At 37.7% G+C, this 22,063-nt stretch carries 23 protein-coding genes; 11 read left to right on the top strand and 12 right to left on the bottom strand.

From position 1 onward, the window contains the following. Window positions 1–96 precede the first annotated feature (96 nt). Both IWC72_RS16265 and IWC72_RS16260 read left to right on the top strand, forming a co-directional pair. Window positions 97–567, top strand: coding sequence for a YceI family protein (locus IWC72_RS16265; protein WP_194530485.1), 471 nt, complete (start codon window positions 97–99; stop codon window positions 565–567). A gap of 151 nt (window positions 568–718) precedes the next feature. Next, the gene (locus IWC72_RS16260) at window positions 719–1,684 is read left to right on the top strand and encodes a TerC family protein (RefSeq protein ID WP_194530484.1); all 966 of its coding nucleotides are present in this window, start codon (window positions 719–721) and stop codon (window positions 1,682–1,684) included. 4 nt (window positions 1,685–1,688) lie between these two features. On the opposite strand, the gene IWC72_RS16255 is transcribed toward IWC72_RS16260, so the two are convergent. From IWC72_RS16255 to IWC72_RS16210, 10 genes are all read right to left on the bottom strand, one after another. After that, window positions 1,689–1,940, bottom strand: coding sequence for a phosphopantetheine-binding protein (locus IWC72_RS16255; protein ID WP_194530483.1), 252 nt, complete (start codon window positions 1,938–1,940; stop codon window positions 1,689–1,691). Window positions 1,941–1,973: 33 nt separating this feature from the next. Then, a complete protein-coding gene (locus tag IWC72_RS16250; protein WP_194530482.1) occupies window positions 1,974–3,248 on the bottom strand; it encodes a beta-ketoacyl-[acyl-carrier-protein] synthase family protein in 1,275 nt (424 codons plus the stop codon). Next, window positions 3,241–3,693 (bottom strand): 3-hydroxyacyl-ACP dehydratase FabZ family protein, encoded by a 453-nt coding sequence (locus IWC72_RS16245; protein ID WP_194530481.1) that lies wholly within the window; start codon window positions 3,691–3,693, stop codon window positions 3,241–3,243. Before IWC72_RS16245 ends, IWC72_RS16250 begins: the two co-directional genes overlap by 8 nt. 164 nt (window positions 3,694–3,857) lie before the next feature. Then, complete coding sequence (locus IWC72_RS16240; protein ID WP_194530480.1) at window positions 3,858–4,637, bottom strand: SDR family oxidoreductase; 780 nt, start codon at window positions 4,635–4,637, stop codon at window positions 3,858–3,860. A gap of 22 nt (window positions 4,638–4,659) precedes the next feature. Next, window positions 4,660–5,715 carry a type III polyketide synthase gene (locus IWC72_RS16235; protein ID WP_194530479.1) on the bottom strand — a complete coding sequence of 352 codons (1,056 nt, stop codon included), beginning with the start codon at window positions 5,713–5,715 and terminating at the stop codon, window positions 4,660–4,662. A gap of 4 nt (window positions 5,716–5,719) precedes the next feature. Then, on the bottom strand, window positions 5,720–6,436 hold the full coding sequence (locus IWC72_RS16230) for a methyltransferase domain-containing protein (protein ID WP_194530478.1): 717 nt from the start codon (window positions 6,434–6,436) through the stop codon (window positions 5,720–5,722). Further along, window positions 6,436–7,560: an NAD(P)/FAD-dependent oxidoreductase gene (locus tag IWC72_RS16225; protein WP_194530477.1), complete on the bottom strand. Its 1,125-nt coding sequence runs from the start codon at window positions 7,558–7,560 to the stop codon at window positions 6,436–6,438. The genes IWC72_RS16230 and IWC72_RS16225 overlap by 1 nt, the downstream gene beginning before the upstream one ends. Before the next feature lie 85 nt (window positions 7,561–7,645). Further along, entirely contained in the window at window positions 7,646–8,341 is a 696-nt protein-coding gene (locus IWC72_RS16220) for an OmpA family protein (RefSeq protein ID WP_194530476.1), read from the bottom strand. A gap of 11 nt (window positions 8,342–8,352) precedes the next feature. Continuing rightward, entirely contained in the window at window positions 8,353–8,835 is a 483-nt protein-coding gene (locus tag IWC72_RS16215) for a lipocalin family protein (RefSeq protein ID WP_194530475.1), read from the bottom strand. A gap of 142 nt (window positions 8,836–8,977) precedes the next feature. Continuing rightward, complete coding sequence (locus IWC72_RS16210) at window positions 8,978–10,954, bottom strand: alpha-ketoacid dehydrogenase subunit alpha/beta (protein WP_194530474.1); 1,977 nt, start codon at window positions 10,952–10,954, stop codon at window positions 8,978–8,980. Window positions 10,955–11,083: 129 nt separating this feature from the next. Between IWC72_RS16210 and IWC72_RS16205 the strand changes: the two genes are divergently transcribed. The 6 genes from IWC72_RS16205 to IWC72_RS16180 all read left to right on the top strand — a co-directional run bounded on the left by IWC72_RS16205 (window position 11,084) and on the right by IWC72_RS16180 (window position 17,323). Continuing rightward, entirely contained in the window at window positions 11,084–12,034 is a 951-nt protein-coding gene (locus tag IWC72_RS16205) for an isopenicillin N synthase family dioxygenase (RefSeq protein ID WP_194530473.1), read from the top strand. Between the two features lie 2 nt (window positions 12,035–12,036). Beyond that, window positions 12,037–12,366 (top strand): translation initiation factor, encoded by a 330-nt coding sequence (locus IWC72_RS16200; protein ID WP_194527218.1) that lies wholly within the window; start codon window positions 12,037–12,039, stop codon window positions 12,364–12,366. Between the two features lie 120 nt (window positions 12,367–12,486). Continuing rightward, window positions 12,487–13,419, top strand: a complete 933-nt coding sequence (locus tag IWC72_RS16195) for a DUF1835 domain-containing protein (protein ID WP_194530472.1) — start codon at window positions 12,487–12,489, stop codon at window positions 13,417–13,419. Between the two features lie 4 nt (window positions 13,420–13,423). Next, window positions 13,424–14,296 carry a nucleoside phosphorylase gene (locus tag IWC72_RS16190; protein WP_194530471.1) on the top strand — a complete coding sequence of 291 codons (873 nt, stop codon included), beginning with the start codon at window positions 13,424–13,426 and terminating at the stop codon, window positions 14,294–14,296. A gap of 56 nt (window positions 14,297–14,352) precedes the next feature. Further along, window positions 14,353–16,398 carry a polyphosphate kinase 1 gene (gene ppk1, locus IWC72_RS16185; protein ID WP_194530470.1) on the top strand — a complete coding sequence of 682 codons (2,046 nt, stop codon included), beginning with the start codon at window positions 14,353–14,355 and terminating at the stop codon, window positions 16,396–16,398. 79 nt (window positions 16,399–16,477) lie between these two features. Continuing rightward, window positions 16,478–17,323, top strand: coding sequence for a substrate-binding domain-containing protein (locus IWC72_RS16180; RefSeq protein WP_194527214.1), 846 nt, complete (start codon window positions 16,478–16,480; stop codon window positions 17,321–17,323). 1 nt (window position 17,324) lies between these two features. Here IWC72_RS16180 and IWC72_RS16175 read toward each other — a convergent pair whose 3' ends face one another. Together IWC72_RS16175 and IWC72_RS16170 are read right to left on the bottom strand one after the other, a co-directional pair. Beyond that, window positions 17,325–17,753: a response regulator gene (locus tag IWC72_RS16175; protein ID WP_194527213.1), complete on the bottom strand. Its 429-nt coding sequence runs from the start codon at window positions 17,751–17,753 to the stop codon at window positions 17,325–17,327. Window positions 17,754–17,942: 189 nt separating this feature from the next. After that, window positions 17,943–18,608, bottom strand: coding sequence for a uracil-DNA glycosylase (locus IWC72_RS16170; protein ID WP_194527212.1), 666 nt, complete (start codon window positions 18,606–18,608; stop codon window positions 17,943–17,945). Window positions 18,609–18,768: 160 nt separating this feature from the next. On the opposite strand from IWC72_RS16170, the gene IWC72_RS16165 reads away from it, so the two are divergent. The 3 genes from IWC72_RS16165 (at window position 18,769) to IWC72_RS16155 (ending at window position 22,008) form a co-directional block, all read left to right on the top strand. Further along, a complete protein-coding gene (locus tag IWC72_RS16165; RefSeq protein WP_194530469.1) occupies window positions 18,769–19,281 on the top strand; it encodes a DUF3124 domain-containing protein in 513 nt (170 codons plus the stop codon). Between the two features lie 86 nt (window positions 19,282–19,367). After that, entirely contained in the window at window positions 19,368–21,542 is a 2,175-nt protein-coding gene (locus IWC72_RS16160) for an endonuclease MutS2 (RefSeq protein ID WP_194530468.1), read from the top strand. Between the two features lie 61 nt (window positions 21,543–21,603). Continuing rightward, on the top strand, window positions 21,604–22,008 hold the full coding sequence (locus tag IWC72_RS16155) for a thiol-disulfide oxidoreductase DCC family protein (protein ID WP_194530467.1): 405 nt from the start codon (window positions 21,604–21,606) through the stop codon (window positions 22,006–22,008). Window positions 22,009–22,063 lie beyond the last annotated feature (55 nt).

Raw genomic sequence — 22,063 nt, 5'->3', positions numbered from 1 at the left:
GTATTTTCAAATGACTTACCTTTGTAAAACTACAATAGCACCGCATTCATGAAATCTATTTACATCCTATTCATAACACTGCTAATCAGTGGCTGCATGCTACATGCTCAAGACCAAACTAGTATTACATCAGCTGAAATTACATTTCGTTTTGTTTCAAAAAATGTGGACGGCAGCCTATCGGGTTTTGAATCAAAATCAGAACTAAACCTTACCTCTATAACCAATTCCAAATTTAAAGGTTCTGTAAACGTAGAAACTATTAAAACGGGCAACTTTCTTAGGGACTGGCATCTAAAAGGTAGTAAATACTTTAATTCAGATGACTATCCAAAAATCAGTTTTGAAAGTACTAAAATTGTAGATACAACAAATGGTTTTTCCGTTACAGGAACCCTTACCTTAAAGGGTACCTCAAAGTCTATCACCATCAACTTTTTAAGAAAACAGTCCAAATTAGTGGGTACTACTACCCTATTTTCATCAGATTATGGAATTTCAATCCAAAAAGAAAGAACAGATAACAAGGTTGTGGTTACTCTCATTTTTACTACAAACAACGAATAGTAATGTATTGAAAAACAACGGTAATATGATTATCGTTCATATCATAAATAATTCTTTCTTAAGTTGATTTCAATTGAGTTAAAGACGTTATTTAATGCGTCTACACAAACTCCAAAAAACAGTATCTTCGCAGCCGTAAAAACTATATAGTATGTGGGTTTGGATACTTTTTATTGCTCTTATTATCGTTTTCCTTGCGTTAGACTTAGGCGTGTTCAACAAAGATGAGCATGTCATTAAAAGTAAAGAAGCTGCTATATGGACTGCCGTGTGGGTTTCCGTGGCCTTGGCCTTTAGCGGTGTTATTTATTGGTTGTTTACCGAAGGGCTTATAGAAAATCCCACCAACTTAACTCCCAATAATGCCGTTCTGAAGTATATAACTGGCTACCTCATAGAATTATCGCTTAGTATAGATAACGTTTTTGTTATTGCGGTTATATTTTCTGCTTTTAAGATTCCGGCACTTTACCAACATCGCGTGTTGTTCTGGGGTATTTTGGGTGCTATTGTTTTTAGAGGGTTGATGATTCTCTTTGGCGTGGCGCTGATTACTAAATTTGAGTGGATTATTTATGTCTTTGGGGTGTTCCTATTATGGACGGCTTTTAAGATGCTTAAGGGCGATGACGAAAACTTTAAACCCAAGGATTCATGGATTTTCAAGCAAATAGGTAAAATTTATCCAATAACATCTGACTTTCACGGGCATGACTTTTTTGTAAGACTGAAAGGTTTACGCGCCGCCACTCCCCTTTTCGTGGCCTTAGTGGTTATTGAACTTACGGATGTGTTGTTCGCTTTGGACAGTATTCCTGCTATTTTAGCCATTACTGCAGACCCTTTTATTGTATTCAGTTCTAACATATTGGCTATTCTTGGTTTGCGTTCTATGTATTTCCTTATCTCTAGAATGTTGGAGAAATTCCGTTATATAAATTATAGCTTGGTAGTTATATTGGCCTTTGTAGGGCTTAAAATGTTATTTTCCCATCAAGTGGAATTACCAGAATGGCTATCTCTAGTTGTCATATCCGTGGCGCTTTTATCAGGTATTGGCGCGTCCTTATTAATTCCCGAAAAGAAGACAAAAGAAGAGTTACCGCAAAACGATTAATCATTTAGACTCCAAGTTTTGCGTCTATAATGCCGAGTGCATCTTGTACGGTTTGCATTTGGTCCATATCTGCATTCTCTAGCATGATATCAAATTCATCTTCAACATCTAGAACTATATCCACTAAATTGGCCGAATTAATATTAAGTTCACTAATAAAATGACTCTCTGCTGTAATGGCATCTACCGAAACATCTTCAGGTAAATAGACCTTAATAATATCTTTAAGTTTGTTGTATTTAGTCTCTTGATCCATAGTTTTTAAGTCGATTGATTCTCTTGCTCTTTCTCAAGCCGTATAATTTTTAAAAATAACACAAGCATTGACATCTCCAAAACCGAAACTAGCTTTTGCTAAGATACTAGGTTGATGTGTTATTGTTTTTTGAGGGATACGTTCAGCTTCAATTATTTGCGTGATTTCTGGATGTAAATCCTCACAATTCTTATTCCCGAACACTTGAGATTTTTTAAACTGAAGTACTGCTGCCACACATTCAATACTCCCTGCAGCAGATAAACAATGTCCAAAAAGCCCTTTAAAGGAATTGATGTAGGGAAAATCATTTCCTGAACGCCCCAAAGCTGCACTCCAATTTGCAATCTCTAATGCATCTTTGGTCGTAGCAGTTAAATGTCCGTTTATGGTATCAATAGCATCATTTTCTATTCCTGCATTCGTAACCGCTTGAGAAATGCAACGTTGTACCGCTTCACTATTAGGTGCGGTCATTGTACCATCACCACGTTGCCCACCACTATTTATAGCACCCCCTAAGACTTCTGCATAGATTTTGGCTCCGCGTGCTTTGGCACTCTCCAAAGATTCCAAAACTAAGGCTCCTGCCCCACTTCCCGGCACAAAACCTACCGCCGAAGCACTCATAGGCCTACTGGCAACTTCAGGGTTATTGTTATAATTTCTAGGAAGAATCCGCATGGCATCAAAGCCGGACCAAACATAGGGTCCGCTATCACTGCAACTACCTACCAACATACGTTCTGCATGACTGTTGGCAATACGCTCATAACCCATAAGAACACCTTCCGTTCCTGTTGTACAAGCGGAAGAATTTGTTGTCACTTGATTGCCGCAACCTAAAATACCGCCTAAATAGGCACTAACGCCACTCGCCATAGTTTGGATAACCGTTGTACTTCCCAAACGACGGACTTTCTTTGCATCTACAAGATGTATAGCCTCATGAAACTTATCCACCCCCAGCGTTCCAGATCCGAAGAGAATACCGCTGTCCCAATCTGGTTTGTCCTTTTTGGCTACTGGTAATCCGGCATCCTTCCATGCATCGGCACCTGCAATTACACCGTACATAATTCCCGTGGCGGAGAGTCCGCGTAATTGTAAGGGTGTAAAATACTGATTTAAAAGCTCATCGGTCAACTCAGGTTTCCCTGCGATTTGACAAGCAAACTCAAGCGCTTTTAATTGAGCCTGAAACCGAATACCACTCTTGCCTTGCTCCATTGCTTCAGCAAAACTATCAAGACCAATTCCATTAGGCGCACAAACTCCCATGCCAGTTATTACAACTCTTCTACGCATTTCCTTCAGTTTTAAACATTCCGGATATCTCACCTTTGCAGACCAATTCCCCTTGGGAGTTGTGCATTTTTACCTTGCATTTCAACTTATTGAATCTAAAATATACTTTCTCAGAGGTAACCGTTACTTTTTCGTCCGGTTGTACTGGAAGCAAGAAATCCATCTGAGAGCTACTCATACCGATTTGCATCCCTTTTGGTGTAAAATCATCTGCTTGAGACAACAGAAAGATACCCAAACACACCAAGCCAATCTGCGCACAACATTCGGTCAAAAGTACACCTGGCGTTACCGGAGCCTCTTTAAAATGCCCTTTGTAAAAATCCGAATCCTTAGAAAACAAATAGGTGCCTTTCACCCCATCCCTACTCACCTTTAGCAGGTCGTCAACAAACAAGAACGGAAGGCCGTACGGTAATTGGTTTATAAGTTCTGTTTTCGTCATTTTATAATATTCTGTTTTAAATTAGATTGCGCAGCGCGTAATCACAGGCACAAATCTCACAACCCCTTCCTGAGCGCAGCCAAAAAGGTTTATGTTCTGTACTCTTACCCCTTCCTGAGCGCAGGCAGACACAACCCCTTCCTGAGCGCAGCCGAAGGGAGGGGTTAACGCAAACTCTCCCCTCCATCCACTTTTATCACGGTTCCCGTAATCCATTTTGCCTCATCAGTACTCAACAGATAAACGGCATTGGCCACATCCTCAGGTGTAGTTAAACGTTTATTAGGGTTACGGTTAAGGGCGTTTTTCTTTAAACTATCGCTATTGGGTATCATTTGAAATGCCTTGGTATCTGTAGTTCCTGCTTGTATGCAGTTGGCTTTAATTCCTTTTGAGGCGTATTCCAATGCAATACTTCGTGTAAGCGCTTCCAGAGTTGCTTTAGCTGCAGAAACAGCTGCATAGCCTTCCCACGCTTTGCTACTACCCTCACTGGTAAAGGCAACAACACGCGCATCTTCATCAAATAGATTTTGTGCAGAAAGCTCTTTTATCCAATCGTAAAGACTTAAAGCCATGGCATTTAGGGTGATTTCTATATCTTGATGGTTTAAAGTGATTTCTTTGTTTGAAGTCATAGGTTTTAGGCTTCCTTTAGCAATGCTGTGGACTAACATTTTGATTTTCCCTGAATGGTCTAATGTCGATTTTATCTCATCAATAATTTCCTTCCTTTTACTAGAATTCGCAACATCAATATTAAAACTCAATAGCTCCACACCCCTTGAAGTGATTTCTTTAAAATGAGTGTTAATCTCTTCTAAATCAGTTCTCCTATCTCTATGTATAATTATGAGGTGATATCCGTTACGCGCCATTTTTTTAGCGGTTGCCAAACCTAGTCCGCTACTCCCTCCAAGAATAAGTACCCACTGTTTTTTCATATTATTTTATCACTTCCATATGTTACCATTCCAATAAAACCCGTTGGGCAGAGAAACCCGGACCAAAACTCAGAATGAGTCCTTGCTCTCCATTTTTTATATCTTTTTCCATAAATCGCTCTAAAACATAAAGTACGGTTGCGCTGCTCATATTCCCATATTGGCGCAATACCTCACGTGTATCATCAATATTCTTCCCCATTTTTCCAAACAGCGCTTCAACCGTCTGGACTATCTTCTTTCCTCCAGGATGAAAAATTAAATGATCAACTCCATCTATGGATGTGCCATGCTTTTTTAAAAAGGGGTGTACAATATTCGGGAAATGTTCAGCTATAGTTTCAGGTACGGATATATCTAAAATCATTTTAAGACCGTGGTTCGTTAAATCAAAACCCATCATGTGTGTAGCATCGGTAAAGTGATACATTTCACTCCCTTTTATCATGGGACCCATTGCTTTTTCTTCCGAAGACATAAGTACACAGGAAGCACCATCGCCAAAAATGGCAGCACTTACCATATTGGCCATAGAAAAATCATTTAACTGAAATGTAGCAGTAGGACTCTCAACAGCAATTACCGCTGCACGTTTCCCTGGATTAGACTTTAGGAAATTGTGCGCATAAATCAAACCAGAAACACCAGCAGCACATCCCATTTCAGTAACTGGAAGGCGTACCACATCTTGTCGTAATCCTAAATCATTAATTAAATAGGCATCCAAAGAAGGAATCATAATACCCGTGCAACTCACCGTAATAATATAGTCTATGGAATCTGCTTGCCAATTGCTTTGGATTAATGCTTTCTCTAGGACCTTCTTTCCTAATTTCTTGATTTCACGAACATATATATTGTTTTTCTCTTCGAAGGAAGTTGCAATAAAAACCTCTTCCGGCTGCATAATACTATAGCGTTTATCTACAGCTGCGCCTTCAAAAATCTTAATGACCTTACGTCTAAAACGATCTTCTTGACCAGAAAGCCAAAGATTCACTAAGGGCAAAATTTCCTTGGTTGGTTTGCAATAATCAGGCAATTGCTTGACTGTTTTTACTATTCGAACTTCATTCATATATTTAAGTCGGTCGTTTTTGTTGGGCAACCCATACATATCTAAAGGCCCATTTCCAGTTGATAGTATGCTTCATTTTAGGTAGGTTTTTAGAAAGTGCTAGTAACTCATTCATCTTAAAACCACTTTTTATAGAGATAAGACCATCACTTTTGGCTATATCTGTTCGTATAAAAATAGCACTAAAGAGTTTAAAAAGTTGATACGCTAAAGCACTTCTATGTAAATCGTTAATAATAAATCCGATTCGGCTCAATTTTGAAAACTGTTCTAGAAATTGAGGAATTTGGTCATTTTTAAAATGATGCATTGTAAGGGTGCACAATAATATATCACACTCCAATTTGTCTGGTTTCAACTGTAAAATATCTTGTTTCCAATACTGAATTTCAGGAAAATGCTTCGATTCTTCACTTGCTATTTCAAGACTTTTATCATTCAGATCAACTCCGATACAAGTAATACCAATGTTTTGTTTTCTAGCCCATAAAACAACCGCTCTAAGCATACTTCCGTCACCACAACCCATGTCTAAAATCGTATATGATTCTTTGTTTTTTCCTGATATTAGACTATCTAAAGCCTGAATAGTAAGATTGTTTCCATTCAAAAAACGATTAGCATGATCAATATCTAATAAAACCTTTTTAAGAAGAGTTTGATCTAAGGATAAATCATCCATAAGTTCAGGTTCCACACTTCGTTTTAAAAAATCGCTCATTATTTTATGGGTTTCCCATGGGTATTTTTAATTAGTTGTTTTAAAAGCCAAGGTTGTTTTACTACTAGTGTCATGGCAAAGCTAGACCAAGTAGGATTCAGTAGTACAGATTGTAATTGTCTTCCAAACCATAATCTTCTTTTAAAAGTACGATTCCATTTTTTCACATAAGCCCCTTCCATCTTTATTCGGTCTATTTCATTTCCCGATAAAAACGCATCTATACATTCTGATGCTATTTTAGCACTATGGATAGCCATAGCCATCCCGTTCCCGCAAAGGGGATGAATTAAGCCAGCCGTATCACCGCACATGATAACATGTTGCTCTACCGGGCTTTTAGCGTGAAAAGATACTTGTGCTATAGTTAAGGGCGACTCAAAAAGCGGTTCTGCATGAGTCAAAAATTCTTCTAAAATCGGGTTTTTTTGAACAACTCTGGTGTTGAATTTCTCAATATCCTTTTCCAGCTGAAAACTTTTGTAAGATGTGAGATAACAGAAATTAATTGCACCTGATTCGGTTTTTGATAGCCCACCATAGCCCCCTTTAAAATTATGAAGGCCTACTTCATTTTCTGGAAAACTATCTAGTCTATAGTGACTCTTGACCGCAAGCCAAGAAGATTTTTGCTGAATAAAACTACGATTCAACTGCTTGTCCAGAGCCCCTCGCTTGCCATATGCACCAATAAGAATTCTTGAAGTATATGTTTCATTGTCAATGGTAACCGTTTTAAAAACAGCACCTTGAAATCTAATTTCACTTACAATTTTAAAAACAAAGTCCACCCCTAATGAAACTGCTTTTTTATACAACAAATTGTCAAAAGCATACCGGCTAATACCTGTTCCCCCTAGAGGTAACTTAGTCTCTAGAACTATACCCTTCACGGTTGAAAATTTTAAAGTGTCAATTGAAATGGCTCCATGATCTTTTAAATCCACCCCTAAACTTATTAAATATGGAAGTACTTCATTAGATACATATTCACCACACACTTTATGATGTGGATAAACTTCTTTTTCAAAAACCAATACGGCATGGCCTACTTTTGCCAAATGGATAGCAGCCGTTAAACCAGCTAATCCTCCACCAACAATGATTACGTCATATTGCTCCACTAGCGGAAGATAGTAAATTTGGCCAAAAAAAATACCGACATAAATTGTCGGTATTTTTCCAAAATTATGTGATTACGTAGGATTATTATCCTTTCACTTTTTGTTTTGCTTCTTGTTTAAGTGCTTCGCTGGCTACAATGGCCAATTCTACTCGTCTGTTTTTAGCTTTACCCTCCGTGGTAGTGTTATCGCCTACAGGCTGAGACTCACCGTACCATTTAGTTTCTAATCGGCTTTTATCAATACCTTGAGCAGTTAAGTAGTTTGTTACTGACGTAGCTCTTTGTTTAGATAAAGTCATATTATAATCATCTGGCCCAGCACTATCCGTATGACCTTCTACCAAAACATTAGATTTTGGATAATCTTTTAAGATTTGGGCCATACTATTCAATGTAGTTTGAGAAGTTCCTTTTACATCAGATTTGTTGGTATCAAAATAAACACCTGCATCCTCATTAAAAGTAACATTGATTCCTTCACCCACACGACTTACCTCTGCACCCGGAATTTCTTCTTCAATACGCTCTGCTTGACGGTCCATACGATCTCCAATATATCCGCCAGCCACACCACCAATAGCAGCGCCAAGAATAGCGCCTAATACCGTATTGTTACCGCTTCCAACATTGTTTCCTATAATACCACCAATCGCTGCACCACTACCTGCACCTATTACAGCACCTTTTTGTTTGCTATTGGCATTCTGTACCGTTTTACAACTTACAACCATGGTCATTGCCATAACGATGTATATTGATTTTAAAGCTATTTTTTTCATGTGACTATATTTTATTGTTTTGAAAATTTATAAACGACCGAAACCGGACTGCCATCCACATTCACATCAGACTTTAAAGTCATTTGAGATGCTGATAAAGAAACGATATCTAGGCGATACCCAGTTCTGCCATAAATGTCTTTTTTCTTTTCATCTATATACTTGAATTGTAACTTATTGTTACCATTTTCATTCTCTAAAACTGACCATCTAATATTTCTAGCTCCACCAGAGCAAACACTATTAGTGGTAGGTATGGTATAACTGCCTGTACTGTTGTTCTCTAAGAAATACCACGTACTCCCTTCAAAACAAAAGCCATTAGCATCATTAAAAAGCATGGATTTAAAAGAACCTCCATTGCTTTCGTAACCAACATTTTCCAAAATCCAGTTACCATTAATTATTTTGCGTTCTTCACGCACATTTTTTGACAGAGAACATGATGTGACTACAAGTGATAGGGTCAGCATCAATATGCTATTTTTGATCATATTTTTGAATTAAAGTTTGCATAGATACGGTTTAGTTTGCGTCAAAGTTGCTAATAGACCGTTAAACAATTATTAATACCACAAAGATGTCGTTTTGCTAAAGTGTACACTACTGTGAAAGAATAAGATGTTTGCTCAATTACTAATAAGCAAGGAGCTCTTTAAGTGCCGTAACAAACCTCTCTTTTGGTAAATAATTGTTTTCTAGTATTTTTGAAAAAGGAATCGGTGTTTCCATACTGGCCACACGTTTAACAGGTCCGTCTAAATACTGAAACCTATTTTCCATGACCATAGCCGAAATGTCACTGGCAATACCACCAAACATACTGTCTTCTTGAAGAATAATAAGCTTTCCTGTTTTTTCTACAGATTTGTAAACGGATTCAATATCCAAAGGGGCTAATGTTCGCAGGTCAATAAGATCTGCGGAAATATCCGGATGCTTCTCCAACGTGTCCAAAGCCCAATGCACTCCTGCTCCATAAGAAACAATAGTTATGTCCTGCCCTTCCTTCAATAAAGCTGCTTTGCCGAAAGGTAGGGTATAATAATCTGCGGGGACATTTTGATAAACACTTCGGTACAACGCTTTATGTTCAAAAAATAGAATCGGATTAGGGTCGTTAATTGCTGTACCCAATAATCCTTTTGCATCATACGGAAAGGCCGGATAAACAACTTTGAGACCTGGAGTTTTAGTAAACCAAGCTTCGTTGGTTTGGGAGTGAAACGGGCCAGCACCTACATCGCCACCACAAGGCATACGAATAACCACATCTGCTTTCTCATTCCACCTATAGTGGGATTTAGCTAAATAGTTCACTACAGGGTTGAATCCGCTACTTACAAAATCTGCAAATTGCATTTCTACAACTGCTTTCATTCCTTTAATTGATAATCCCATTGCAGTGGAAACAATTCCAGATTCACAAATTGGGGTATTCCGTACCCGCTCTTTTCCAAAAGCATCCATAAAACCTTCCGTAATTTTAAAAACACCTCCGTAATCGGCCACATCTTGTCCCATGATTACCAAATTAGGGTGTTTTTCCATGGACTGCTTTAAGCCTTTTGAAATGGCATCTACCAAACGAATATGTTCAACAACACTCCCCGGGTTCGTTTCTTTATATTCAAAAGACGCGAATACATCTAACAGTTCTTGTTCCGTATTGGATTCAACTTCTGCCTCATCAAAGGCTAGTTTTAAATTAGTGTTGATTTCCGTTTCAATTTCAGTTCTTAGAGTTTCAATTTTTTCTTCTGATAGTAATTTTGCCTCTAGAAGGAGTTTTTCATAATTAGAAATAGGGTCTTTCTCTGCCCATTCTGCCATGAGCTCATCAGGAACGTATTTGGTGCCACTTGCCTCTTCGTGTCCGCGCATGCGAAAGGTTTGAAATTCAATTAAAACCGGGCGTGGATTTTCCCGCAAATCTTCCGCAATCTCTTTAACCTTGGTATATACCCCAATAATATCATTTCCGTAAATCGTATACGATTCAATTCCGTAGCCTAGCCCTCTATCCGCTAGATTTTTACAGTTATATTGCTCTTTTGTTGGAGTAGAAAGGCCATAACCATTGTTTTCAATACAAAAAATAACGGGTAAATCCCATACCGATGCAATATTCAAGGCTTCATGAAAATCACCTTCACTAGTACCACCTTCGCCTGTAAAAACAGCTGTAACCGCATTTCTATTTTGAAGCTTTTCGGCCAAAGCAATACCATCGGCTACTCCTAACTGCGGACCTAGGTGACTGATCATTCCTATAATTTTGTACTCTTGCGTTCCAAAGTGAAAACTACGGTCCCTCCCTTTTGTAAAGCCATTCATTTTACCTTGCCATTGAGAAAAGAGTCGGTGTAAGGGAACACCACGAGTGGTAAACACGGCTAGATTTCTGTGCATTGGCAATATATACTCATCATCATTCAACGCATTTGTCACCCCTACTGAAATGGCTTCCTGTCCAATACCACTAAACCATTTAGATATTTTACCCTGTCGCAAAAGAATCAGCATCTTTTCCTCTATCATCCGTGGACGTAGAAGGTCTTTATAAAGCTTTAGAGAGACTACTTCGTCTATATTCTTTTTATCGTCTTGCATAAAATTCTGGGGATGTGTTTCCAATTAGGTAGATAAAAGTAGCAAAAATACCACATCTCCCGCTTGCTTTGTTATATATAATAGTTGAGTAGATTTTACTAACTTTGATAAAATTTATAAAGCAACGTCATGAGTGCAATACCTAGTGTAGATTTACAGGATTTTGTTTCGGATAGTAACGAAAGAAAAGAGAAGTTCATAAAAGAAATTGGTTCTGCTTTTGAGAATATTGGCTTTGTAGCCTTGAGCGGCCACTTTCTATCAGATGATTTAGTAAAGAATCTTTACGATGAAATAAAGAAGTTTTTTGACCTTCCACAAGAAGTAAAAGATTCTTATGAAATAGAAGGAATAGGTGGCCAACGCGGGTATACTTCCTTTGGAAAAGAACATGCTAAAGGTAAAAAAGAAGGCGATTTAAAAGAGTTCTGGCATTTTGGACAGTATGTGCAAGATAACCCTAAATTGGAAGCAGAATATCCAGATAACGTTATGGTTGACGAACTGTCTAAGTTCAATGCCGTTGGAAAGGAAACGTACCAGATGTTGGAGAAAACAGCCAAATATGTGCTTCGGGCTCTGGCTCTTCACCTTAATTTGGAAGAAACTTATTTTGATGATTACATAAAAAATGGTAATTCTATATTACGCCCTATTCACTACCCTCCTATTACATCTGAACCTAAAAATGCTGTTCGGGCAGCCGCTCATGGCGACATTAACCTTATCACCTTACTAATGGGTGCACATGGACGTGGACTTCAAGTAAAAAACCATGAAGGCGAATGGGTAGATGCTATTGCACGGCCTGATCAGTTAATGATAAATGTTGGGGATATGTTGTCTAGACTTACCAATAACAAATTAAAGTCTACCATTCACCAAGTAGTGAATCCGCCTAAGGAACTTTGGGGAACGTCACGTTATTCTATCCCTTTCTTTATGCACCCTATAAGTGAAATGCCCCTTAATTGTTTGGGAAATTGTGTAGATGATGCCCATCCAAAGCAATTTGAGGATACTACAGCAGGCGAATTCTTGCATGAGCGTTTGATTGAACTAGGACTTATAAAAGGATAACAATGGATTTACAGGACCAATTAAAAAATCTCTTTCCAGAACACGAGCCTGAAGAAACTGAAACACCGGCAGAAGAGAAAAGTGATATCTGGCTACAGGACGATCCTATTATCTGCAAGTACGAAAAAAGAAAAGGGAAACCTATTACTATATTAGAAGGTTATAACGGTGCGGAAAGTGATTTTAAAAAATTGGCGAAGGAGCTTAAAACTAAATTAAGTGTAGGAGGTACTTTTAAAAATGAACAAATCATAATTCAAGGCGATTATAGAGATAAAATTATGGTCTTATTGAAAGAAAAAGGTTTCGCTGTGAAGCGAGTTGGAGGATAAACCCAATAAATAAGGGGGTTAACAAGGGTTATTGAAGACATCTTTAATTCTGTTAATTATTTTTGCTTTTTTTTTAATAAATAGTACTTTTATTCACTTGAACCTTATAATACACCCTACATGAGTTCCCTTTTGCACATCACTAACGGAGACAGCTTTACGGATAGATTAAAATCACTAAAAATAAAGGGTGACATTATCACGTGGCGTGAGATGCTATGTGAAGGTAAAACACTTACTAATGTGGGAAGCGAATCTTTTTGGAAAGCTCGCTTTGAATTCTTAAATAAAAACTACAAGGTATCAAAATCATGGTTTATTGAAAAAACCCTAAAAGAATACCGATCCCTTTGTAACCATAAACAACAAGATGAGATCGTACTCTGGTTTGAGTACGATCTTTTTTGTCAAGTAAACATGATAGCCGTGCTCAGTTGGCTTAAAACCAATCGTAAATACGCTCAAGTTTCTTTAGTCTGTAGTGGCAAAGAAGATAGTACAGATAAAATGTACAGTCTAAACGATTTAAACGATGACCAGCTGCAGGAATTATATAAAAAGAAAGTAGAACTGACACAGGATGATATTGAGTATGCGGATTATGTTTGGCAACTATATTGCAGTGACAATCCCATACGTTTAGAGAATTTGTCTGATTTTGGTGAATTCCAATTCAACTACTTAGGCGAAGCAGTTCGTACGCATTTACACCGTTTTCCAAGTATAAAGAATGGACTCAATCAAATGGAAAATGACATCTTAAGACTTGCAATAGATAAAAAACCCACTTCTAAAGGAGCTTTTGTTACTGAAATTCTTCAGAATCAAGGTTTATTAGGATTTGCAGATACGCAATACGATCGGGCCTTAGGAAGACTAAAACCTTTATTCTCTTCTTTTAACCCAGTAAGACTTACCAAAAAAGGAAAAGAAATATTGGAAAACAAAACAAGCTACTATTCCTGTATTCAAGATAACGACGTATACCTTGGTGGCGCGTTAAAGTATAATTTTCTTTACAATACCGAAGCTAACAGAATTCTAAAGCTGTAACTGCATGCAATTAAGCGCCTCTGAGCTTATCTTAAATGCCGACAAGAGCATTTATCATTTAAACTTATTACCCGAAGATATTGCGGAAACTATTATTACGGTTGGCGACCCTGACCGTGTTTCAACGGTTTCCAAGTTCTTTGACTCCATAGAAGTAAAAAAAGGGAAACGAGAATTTTATACCCATACAGGTACACTCAACGGAAAACGAATTTCGGTGGTTTCTACAGGAATCGGGACAGATAATATCGACATCGTTTTTAACGAGTTGGATGCATTGGTCAATATTGATTTTGACACCAGAACGGTAAAACCGAATAAGACCGTATTGGATATCGTAAGAATTGGCACTTCCGGATCTGTCAGGTCGGATATTCCAATCGACTCCTTTTTGATGAGCGAATACGCCATGGGTTTTGATGGTCTTTTACACTTTTACGAAAGTGATGCCATCCAAGAATCTGATGTTTCGGATGCTTTTGTCAATCATATGAATTGGTCTCCCAACAAATCAGTGCCGTATGTTGTAAAATATGATGAAAATCTAGGTAAAAAGCTATTGTCTAATCGTATACGATTAGGCACAACAGTTACCAATATAGGCTTTTACGGCCCACAAAGTAGGGTTTTGAGATTAAATCTTAGTGACGCTGACCTTCAAGAGAAATTAGCCTCTTTTGCTTATAATGATGTGAAGATAACCAACCTAGAAATGGAGACTTCGGGTATTTATGGGCTTTCAAAATTGTTAGGACATCGTGCGGTTTCCATGAATTGTATTTTAGCAAATAGAGCCAACGGAGAGTTTAGTGCAAATCCTACCGAGTCCGTTGAAGAACTGATTCAATATACCTTAGAAAAGCTTACAACTACATAAATCAGTTAACACTAATTTTAGGTTCAACTGTATGCGATTGGTTATTTTTGTGAGCTATGGATAAAGAATTGTACAAACACCGTGATGTAAATTGGTTGTCTTTTAATGAAAGAGTACTGTTGGAAGCTGCCAATCCCACCACTCCCCTTTTGGAACGGCTAAAATTCTTAGCTATCTTCTCATCAAATCTTGATGAATTCTTTCAAGTGCGTGTTTCACAACTTCGACAATTAAAATCCGTTGACAAATCGATTCGAAAGAAACTGGTTTTACGCTCAAACAAAACCTTGAAAAAAATTCTGGGTATTGTAGATGAACAACAACAGCGGTTTGGCAGCATCATGGAAGAAATCTTTCAAGAGCTGGCCAAGGAAGATATGCACTTCTTGACAGGCGAAGACCTCAATCCTGTACAAAAGCAGTTTTTAGACACTTATTTTAAGAGTATTTCGGATGATTGCAGTGTATCCAAAGCAGAACAAAAACCTAAACTGGAAGATGGCGGACTCTATTTTTTCGTAGCTCAGGCGAATGGCGCATGCTACTTTGTAGGTATACCTTCAGATATCCACGAGCGTTTCGTACAACTTCCGGGTGACGGTCATTCCTTTATGTTTTTAGATGATGTTGTTAAATTAAATTTAGAGAAGCTCTTACCTCCCGTGCCAATTGAAGCTAGCTTTTCACTAAAACTCTCAAGGGATGCTGAACTTTATTTAGAAGATGATTTTGGAGATACACCTTTGGCAGATCAAATATATGATGCTTTAGACCAAAGGAAATCCGGTCAACCCACACGACTACTTTATGATGCGAAAATGCCAGAGGTATACAGGACAATCATTAGAGAGGCATTGGAAATTGGAGTAATAGACCTTTTTCCAGGAGGACAATATCATAATCTTTCAGATTTTTTCAGTTTAAGTAATCCTACTGATAATCCCAATTTAACGTATAAAGCTCAGGAGCCTTTACCACATCCTGTATTATCTCAGACCACTGATATTTTCGCATCTATAAAAGAGAAAGACCAATTGGTGCATTTCCCATATCAAAGTTTTGATGTGGTGGAGCATTTTATTTCTGCTGCAGCAAAAGATGATAAGGTGTTACATATTAAAATTTCATTATATCGTATCGCAAAATCATCCGTGCTTACAGACGCGTTACTTTTAGCGCTTAAAAATGGTAAAAAAGTAACCATTTTTGTAGAAGCGAAAGCCCGCTTTGATGAAAAGAACAACATTGAATGGGGGAAAATATTTCAGGAGAATGGCGCCAAGGTCTACTTTAGCGTTCCTAATATCAAGGTTCATTCTAAGATTGCTTTAGTAGAACGAATAGAAAATGATTCCATAAAAAAATACGCGTACATTGGCACGGGAAACTTCAATGCAAAGACTTCAAGAATTTATTGTGACCATGGGCTCTTTACAGCTCAAAATCAAATAACTGACGATTTGTATCAAGTGTTTTCAACTTTAAAACGTCGTTTGATTATTCCAAAGTTAAAACGCCTACTTGTTTCTCCTTTTAACACTAGAAACGTGTTCTTGAAATCTATTGAAAGTGAGATTAAAAATAGTAAAGCAGGTCTTCCTGCTAAGATTACGGCAAAAATGAACAGCTTAGAAGACCAAACCATGATAGATGCATTATACCGTGCCAGTGAAGCAGGTGTACAAGTGCGTCTTATTGTTCGCGGATTTTGTTGTTTAATCCCTAAGCCAATTGAGGAATTGGAGCGAGGGGGTACACCCATTATTATAACCAGTATTGTAGATCGGTATTTGGAACACGGACGTATTTATTTGTTTCATAATAATGGAGACGAAAAAATGTATATTGGTTCTGCTGATTGGATGACACGGAACCTGGACCGAAGAATTGAGGTGCTCACCCCAATTTTAGATTCTGATATTTTCAATGAATTAAATGATATTCTAGAACTTCAGTTAAACGATACGGTAAAGGCCCGTGTTCAAGATGTAGAAGACAGTAACAAACCAGTAGACCAAGGAGAGTATGAGCCAGTCCGTTCTCAATATGCTATTTACGAGTATCTTCAGAAAGCGCTAAACACTCACAAAGAAGCAATTTAAGTAGGTAAATAAAGGGTCTTATTTAATATTCATCACTCGGTTTTCTTAATTTTATAACCTTAAGCAGTACAGTATACATATGAAAAAAGTAAGAATTATAGGCGTTCCAGAACATTTTAACCTCCCTTGGCATATGGCTATCGAAGAAGGCGCTTTTGAAGAAAGAGGTATTGACTTAGAATGGACTGAAATTCCGGAGGGAACAGGCAAAATGTGTCAAATGCTTCAAAATAACGAAACAGACCTAGCTATAATTCTAACCGAAGGACTTGTAAAAAGCATTACTGAGGGTAACTCCTCTAAAATTGTACAAGAATATATTTCTACGCCTCTACAATGGGGCATACACGTAGGTGCAAAAAGCAAATACAAGTCCATAGCTGACTTAAAAGGCTCTAAAGCGGCCATTAGTCGTATGGGTAGCGGAAGTCACCTTATGGCTTTTGTAAACGCACAAAACAAAGGGTGGCCTACAGATTCGTTACGATTTGAAATCATAAACAATCTTGACGGTGCTGTTGCAGCCTTAACGGAAGGAACTGCCGATTATTTTATGTGGGAACGCTTCACAACAAAACCATTAGTAGATAAAGGTGTTTTTAGAAGGTTGGGCGACTGCCCTACTCCATGGCCTTGTTTTGTGATTGCTGCTACCCAGAAGTTTCTGAACGAAGAAGAAAATATCCTACGACATATTTTAGAGGTAATCAATAACTATACTTCTGAATTTAAACAAATACCAAGCATAGATCGTAGCTTAGCAAACAGATACGCACAACAACTAGAGGATATTCAGGAATGGTTAAGAATAACGCAATGGAGCCAGAAGCAACTTCCAGAAGCTACTCTAACAAAAGTTCAAGACACCTTAAGAGAATTAAATCTAATTGATAAACCTATTTCCCTATCAAAAATCTTAAATTAACTTAAATAACGACTAGGTTGAAATGACTTTGAATCAAATACCTAAAAGTATCGTCAGATAAAGGTTTTTGAGAGAAATCATCAATAAACTCATTGCTTTCCGCTCTATCCTTATCCTCTTGATTATCACTTGTAGTTACTAGAACTATGGTGATTTGATCTTTCAATTCTTTTGGAACAGATTCTTCATATGCTTTCATGAACTCCCATCCGTCCATAATAGGCATTTTTAAATCAAGCATTACCATGCATGGCAATTCTAATTTTACCTCACCATCACCCAAAATAAAGTCAAGGCCCTCTATACCATTTAGCGCTGTATTAACTTCTAAACCCAAATCTAGTTTATTAATAAAAACTGAATGTAAGATGTTGTTTATTTCATCATCATCAATAAGTAATATTGAATTTAATTGCTCTAAATTTTTCATGGTTTTTTTGTTGGTTAGTGCTGCGTCTAGTGTTTAGATAAAAAATCTTATTTAAAATTAAATAAATAACCCAAAACGTAAGGTATTTATTGTTAATTTATCAGATATTTTATCATAATCGCAAAATATTAGCTTATAAGCTAAGAGAAACCTTTAGTAACATGTTATATCTGCTTAAAAATTATTGATTCACCAAGTAATTTGCTCTAACCCCTTTTTCTTAAGGATTTCATTAACCTGACTAAAGTGATGGTTTTCAAACCAATACCCACGATTAGCACTTAAAGGCGATGGGTGACCGGAATTTAGGATATGGTGTTTATTCTTGTCAATTAGTTTAGTTTTCTTTTTAGCAAACCCACCCCAGAGTAAAAAAACGAGGTCTTCTTTTTCATCGGATAGTTTCTTGATTACAGCATCGGTAAAAATTTCCCAACCCTTTTTCTGATGGCTTCCAGCTTCATGAGCACGTACTGTTAGGGTGGCATTCAGAAGGAGAACGCCTTGGCTTGCCCAGTGCTCAAGATTTCCACTTTCGGGATAGGGGGTGCCTAAATCGGTTTCAATCTCCTTAAAGATATTTCTTAACGAAGGTGGATGAGATATCCCATCTTTAACCGAAAAGCATAACCCGTTTGCTTGCTCAGGACCATGATACGGGTCTTGCCCAATAATAACAATTTTGGTCTTGTCAAACGGGCTATAATGAAAAGCTGCGAATACATCCTCTATTTTAGGATAGCAAAGGTGTTCCTTGTACTCATTTTCAACAAATTCCATCAATTCTTTGAAGTAGGGTTGTTCAAATTCTCCAGAAAGTGGCTTTAACCAACTGTTATGTATTTGTACTGTCATTTATTATTATCATTTTTGTATAGCAAGGGTAATTTCTGATAATAGATGTTATACTCAATAAAAACCTTCCAGAATGAAGCTTTTTTTATCATCAATTTCAAAATTACTTAAAATTTACAGTGCATTGGCTAAGGAAGGTTGGCTTTAAATATCCATAAAAATGAAAAAGTGTGTTTTATCTCTACTAACGGTATCATTGCTATTTAGCTGCATTCCAGACAAAAAAGAAATAAGTTCTGTTAACCCGGAAAACTGGACAAAGCGAAAGGTTGCTATTTCTGCCAAGGATTCATTGGAATACGGAAAGACTTACCTTTCTATATATTCTCAGATTTACAGTATATCTGAGCATAAGACCCATAATTTAACCGCTATGGCAAGTCTGCGAAATACAAGTGATAAAGACACGGTATACCTTACAAAAGCGGAGTACTTTGATACACATGGAAAATCCGTCAGAACGTATTTTGACCACCCCATCTATTTGGCTCCCATGGAAACTACCGAAATTATTATTGACGAAGTTGATACTGAAGGGGGTACAGGTTCTAATTTTTTAATTGAATGGAAAGTCCCAAAAGGGTGTCCTGAGCCGTTATTCGAGGGCGTTATGAATTCCACTATGTCACAACAAGGACTTTCTTTCACCACAGTAGGAAGACGCATTGAGTAATTTATGCTTCTTGCTTCTACTCCATGTGATAACGCGTTTCACATTTCACTATCAATGCCTACCTTTGCCGTCGCAATTAAATAAGAATGGCAAATATTCACGCTAAGACCGTACAAGACCTAGAATTCCCCACTGTTTTAAAGCAAGTTTCGGCACGCTGCTCAACGGAAATGGGAAAGGAACGCGCATTGGAAATCGTTCCGATGTCGGATAAGGAAGCTGTTGTTGAAATTTTAGGGCAAACGGCAGAGTATTTATCCTCTTTTGAGAATGAAAATAGAATCCCACCTCATGGTTTTGACACCATAAACAAAGAACTTCAGTTACTCCGAATAGAAAATACAACCCTTGAGGTTTCTAGTTTTAAAAAAATTGGGACTATCTGTACTACGGTAGCCTCCCATAAAAAATTCCTCAAAAAATTTAAGGAGTATTACCCCCTACTCTTTGAGGTTTCTGATAAAGTTGAGTTGAATACGGATATTCCTAAGGAAATTGAGGTAGTCATTGACCGTTTTGGTGAAGTGAAAGACAGGGCATCCAACAAGCTTTTCGACATTCGCCGTCAGATGAATCAGGTGAAAGGTAAAATTGGGCAGAGTTTTGCATCTGCTCTAAATACCTATCACGGTTCTGATTATTTAGACGATATACGGGAGTCCGTTGTTGAGAACCGCAGGGTTTTGGCAGTAAAAGCCATGTACCGCCGCAAAGTGAAAGGAACTGTCATGGGCACCTCCAAAACGGGCAGCATCGTTTATATAGAACCTGAAGCTACTTTAAAATATAGCCGAGAGCTGAATAATCTGGAATATGACGAGAAAGAAGAAATTCAGCGTGTACTAAACGAGCTTACGAACCAAATAAGGCCATTTGCATGGTTATTGGAAGAATATCAGAATTTTCTAACACACACAGATATTACTGCAGCAAAAGCAGCTTATGCTCGCGATACGAATTCCTTGTTGCCGAAAATTAATGATGAAAAGCGATTGTATTTACGAGATGCTTTTCACCCTTTGTTATATTTGAGCAATAAATTACAACGTGCAAAAACCTATCCGCAGACCATAGAATTGCATGCCGAAAACCGGATAATTGTAATCAGTGGACCAAATGCAGGTGGGAAAAGTATAACTTTAAAGACAATCGGTTTACTTCAAGTAATGCTTCAATCAGGACTTCTAATTCCTGTTCATGAAAGAAGTTCTGTTTGTTTGTTCAATACGATACTTACGGATATTGGAGATAATCAATCCATAGAAAACCACCTAAGTACATATAGCTACCGTTTAAAGAATATGAAGAACTTTTTACGGATTTGTGATGATGAAACCCTGTTTCTTATTGATGAGTTCGGTACCGGTAGTGACCCCGAATTGGGTGGTGCACTTGCTGAAGCCTTTTTGGAAGTTTTTTACGAACGTGGTGCGTATGGTGTGATTACTACGCATTATGCCAACTTAAAGGCATTGGCAGATGAGTTGCCACATACCACAAATGCCAACATGGTATTTAACAGCAAAACTCTAGAACCTACATTTCAGTTGGTTTTGGGTGAAGCAGGTAGCTCGTTTACCTTTGAAGTTGCCCAAAAGAATGGTATACCCTATAGCTTGATAAACAAAGCAAAGAAGAAGATAGAGCGAGGGAAGGTCCGTTTTGATGCTACTATAGCCAAATTACAGAAAGAACGCAGTAAAATGGCTCAAACAGGTTCTAGGCTTCAAGAAGAAGAGTCTAAAGCACGTGAAGAGGCTTCCCGTTTAGAGATGCTCAATGCTAAAGTAAAGAGCAAACTAGAGAATTACCAAGAATTATATGACCATGATCAGCGTATGGTACAACTGGGCAATAAGATAGATAAGGCGGCAGACCGTTATTTTATTGACAAAAAGAAACGCTCATTGGTTTCTGAGCTATTGCGGATTGTAGAAACCGAAAACAGCAAGCGGAAAAAGAAAACCGCCAAGGAAGCAAAGGTGGAACGCACCAAAAAAGCCAAGGTTATACAGGAGGTTCAAAAAGAGGTGAAGGTAATTCGTGAAAAGAAGATTGTCGAAAAGAAAAAAGCGATTATCAAAGAAAAAAACAAACCACGGCCTATTTTTAAGGTAGGCGATCGCGTGCGTATGCAAGATGGTAAAGCGGTGGGGTCTATAGATACCCTTGAAAAAAACAAGGCGATTGTAAACTATGGTATTTTCACGACTAATGTTAGCGTAGACCAATTGGAGCTGGTGGAACGGGTTAAGAAGTGAAAGTATCATTAAATAGGATTAAAGCTTAGGACTTCAACAAATACTAGACTAATTTTACAAAGTGGAAAATTCAAAACAAATCGTTCTTTTTGATGGCGTATGCAACTTGTGTAATGGCGCTATTCAATTTATCATTAAACGTGATACAAATGATATTTTCCGTTACACCCCATTACAAAGTGAATTGGGCCAGAAGCTAATTTCTGAGCGAAATATAGATGCTGACACTATTGATTCCATCATTTTAATCAATCCAGGTGTTGCGTTTTATATTAAATCCGATGCAGCTTTGGAAATCGGTAAGAATTTAAAAGGTTACAAAGTGATTTCGTCCATTTTATTATGGATTCCTGGTAGTTTACGCGATATCGTATATGATTTTATAGCGCGTAATCGTTATAAATGGTATGGCAAAAAAGAACAATGTATGATTCCTACACCGGAATTAAAGGCTAAGTTTTTATAGTCATTGTCACTGACTGGTTGTAACCCCTTAAATTGCACTCACTCCCGTTTTTCAC

The organism is Zobellia roscoffensis (genome assembly GCF_015330165.1).
Lineage (GTDB): Bacteria > Bacteroidota > Bacteroidia > Flavobacteriales > Flavobacteriaceae > Zobellia > Zobellia roscoffensis.
This window is presented reverse-complemented; position numbering and strand designations above follow the sequence as displayed.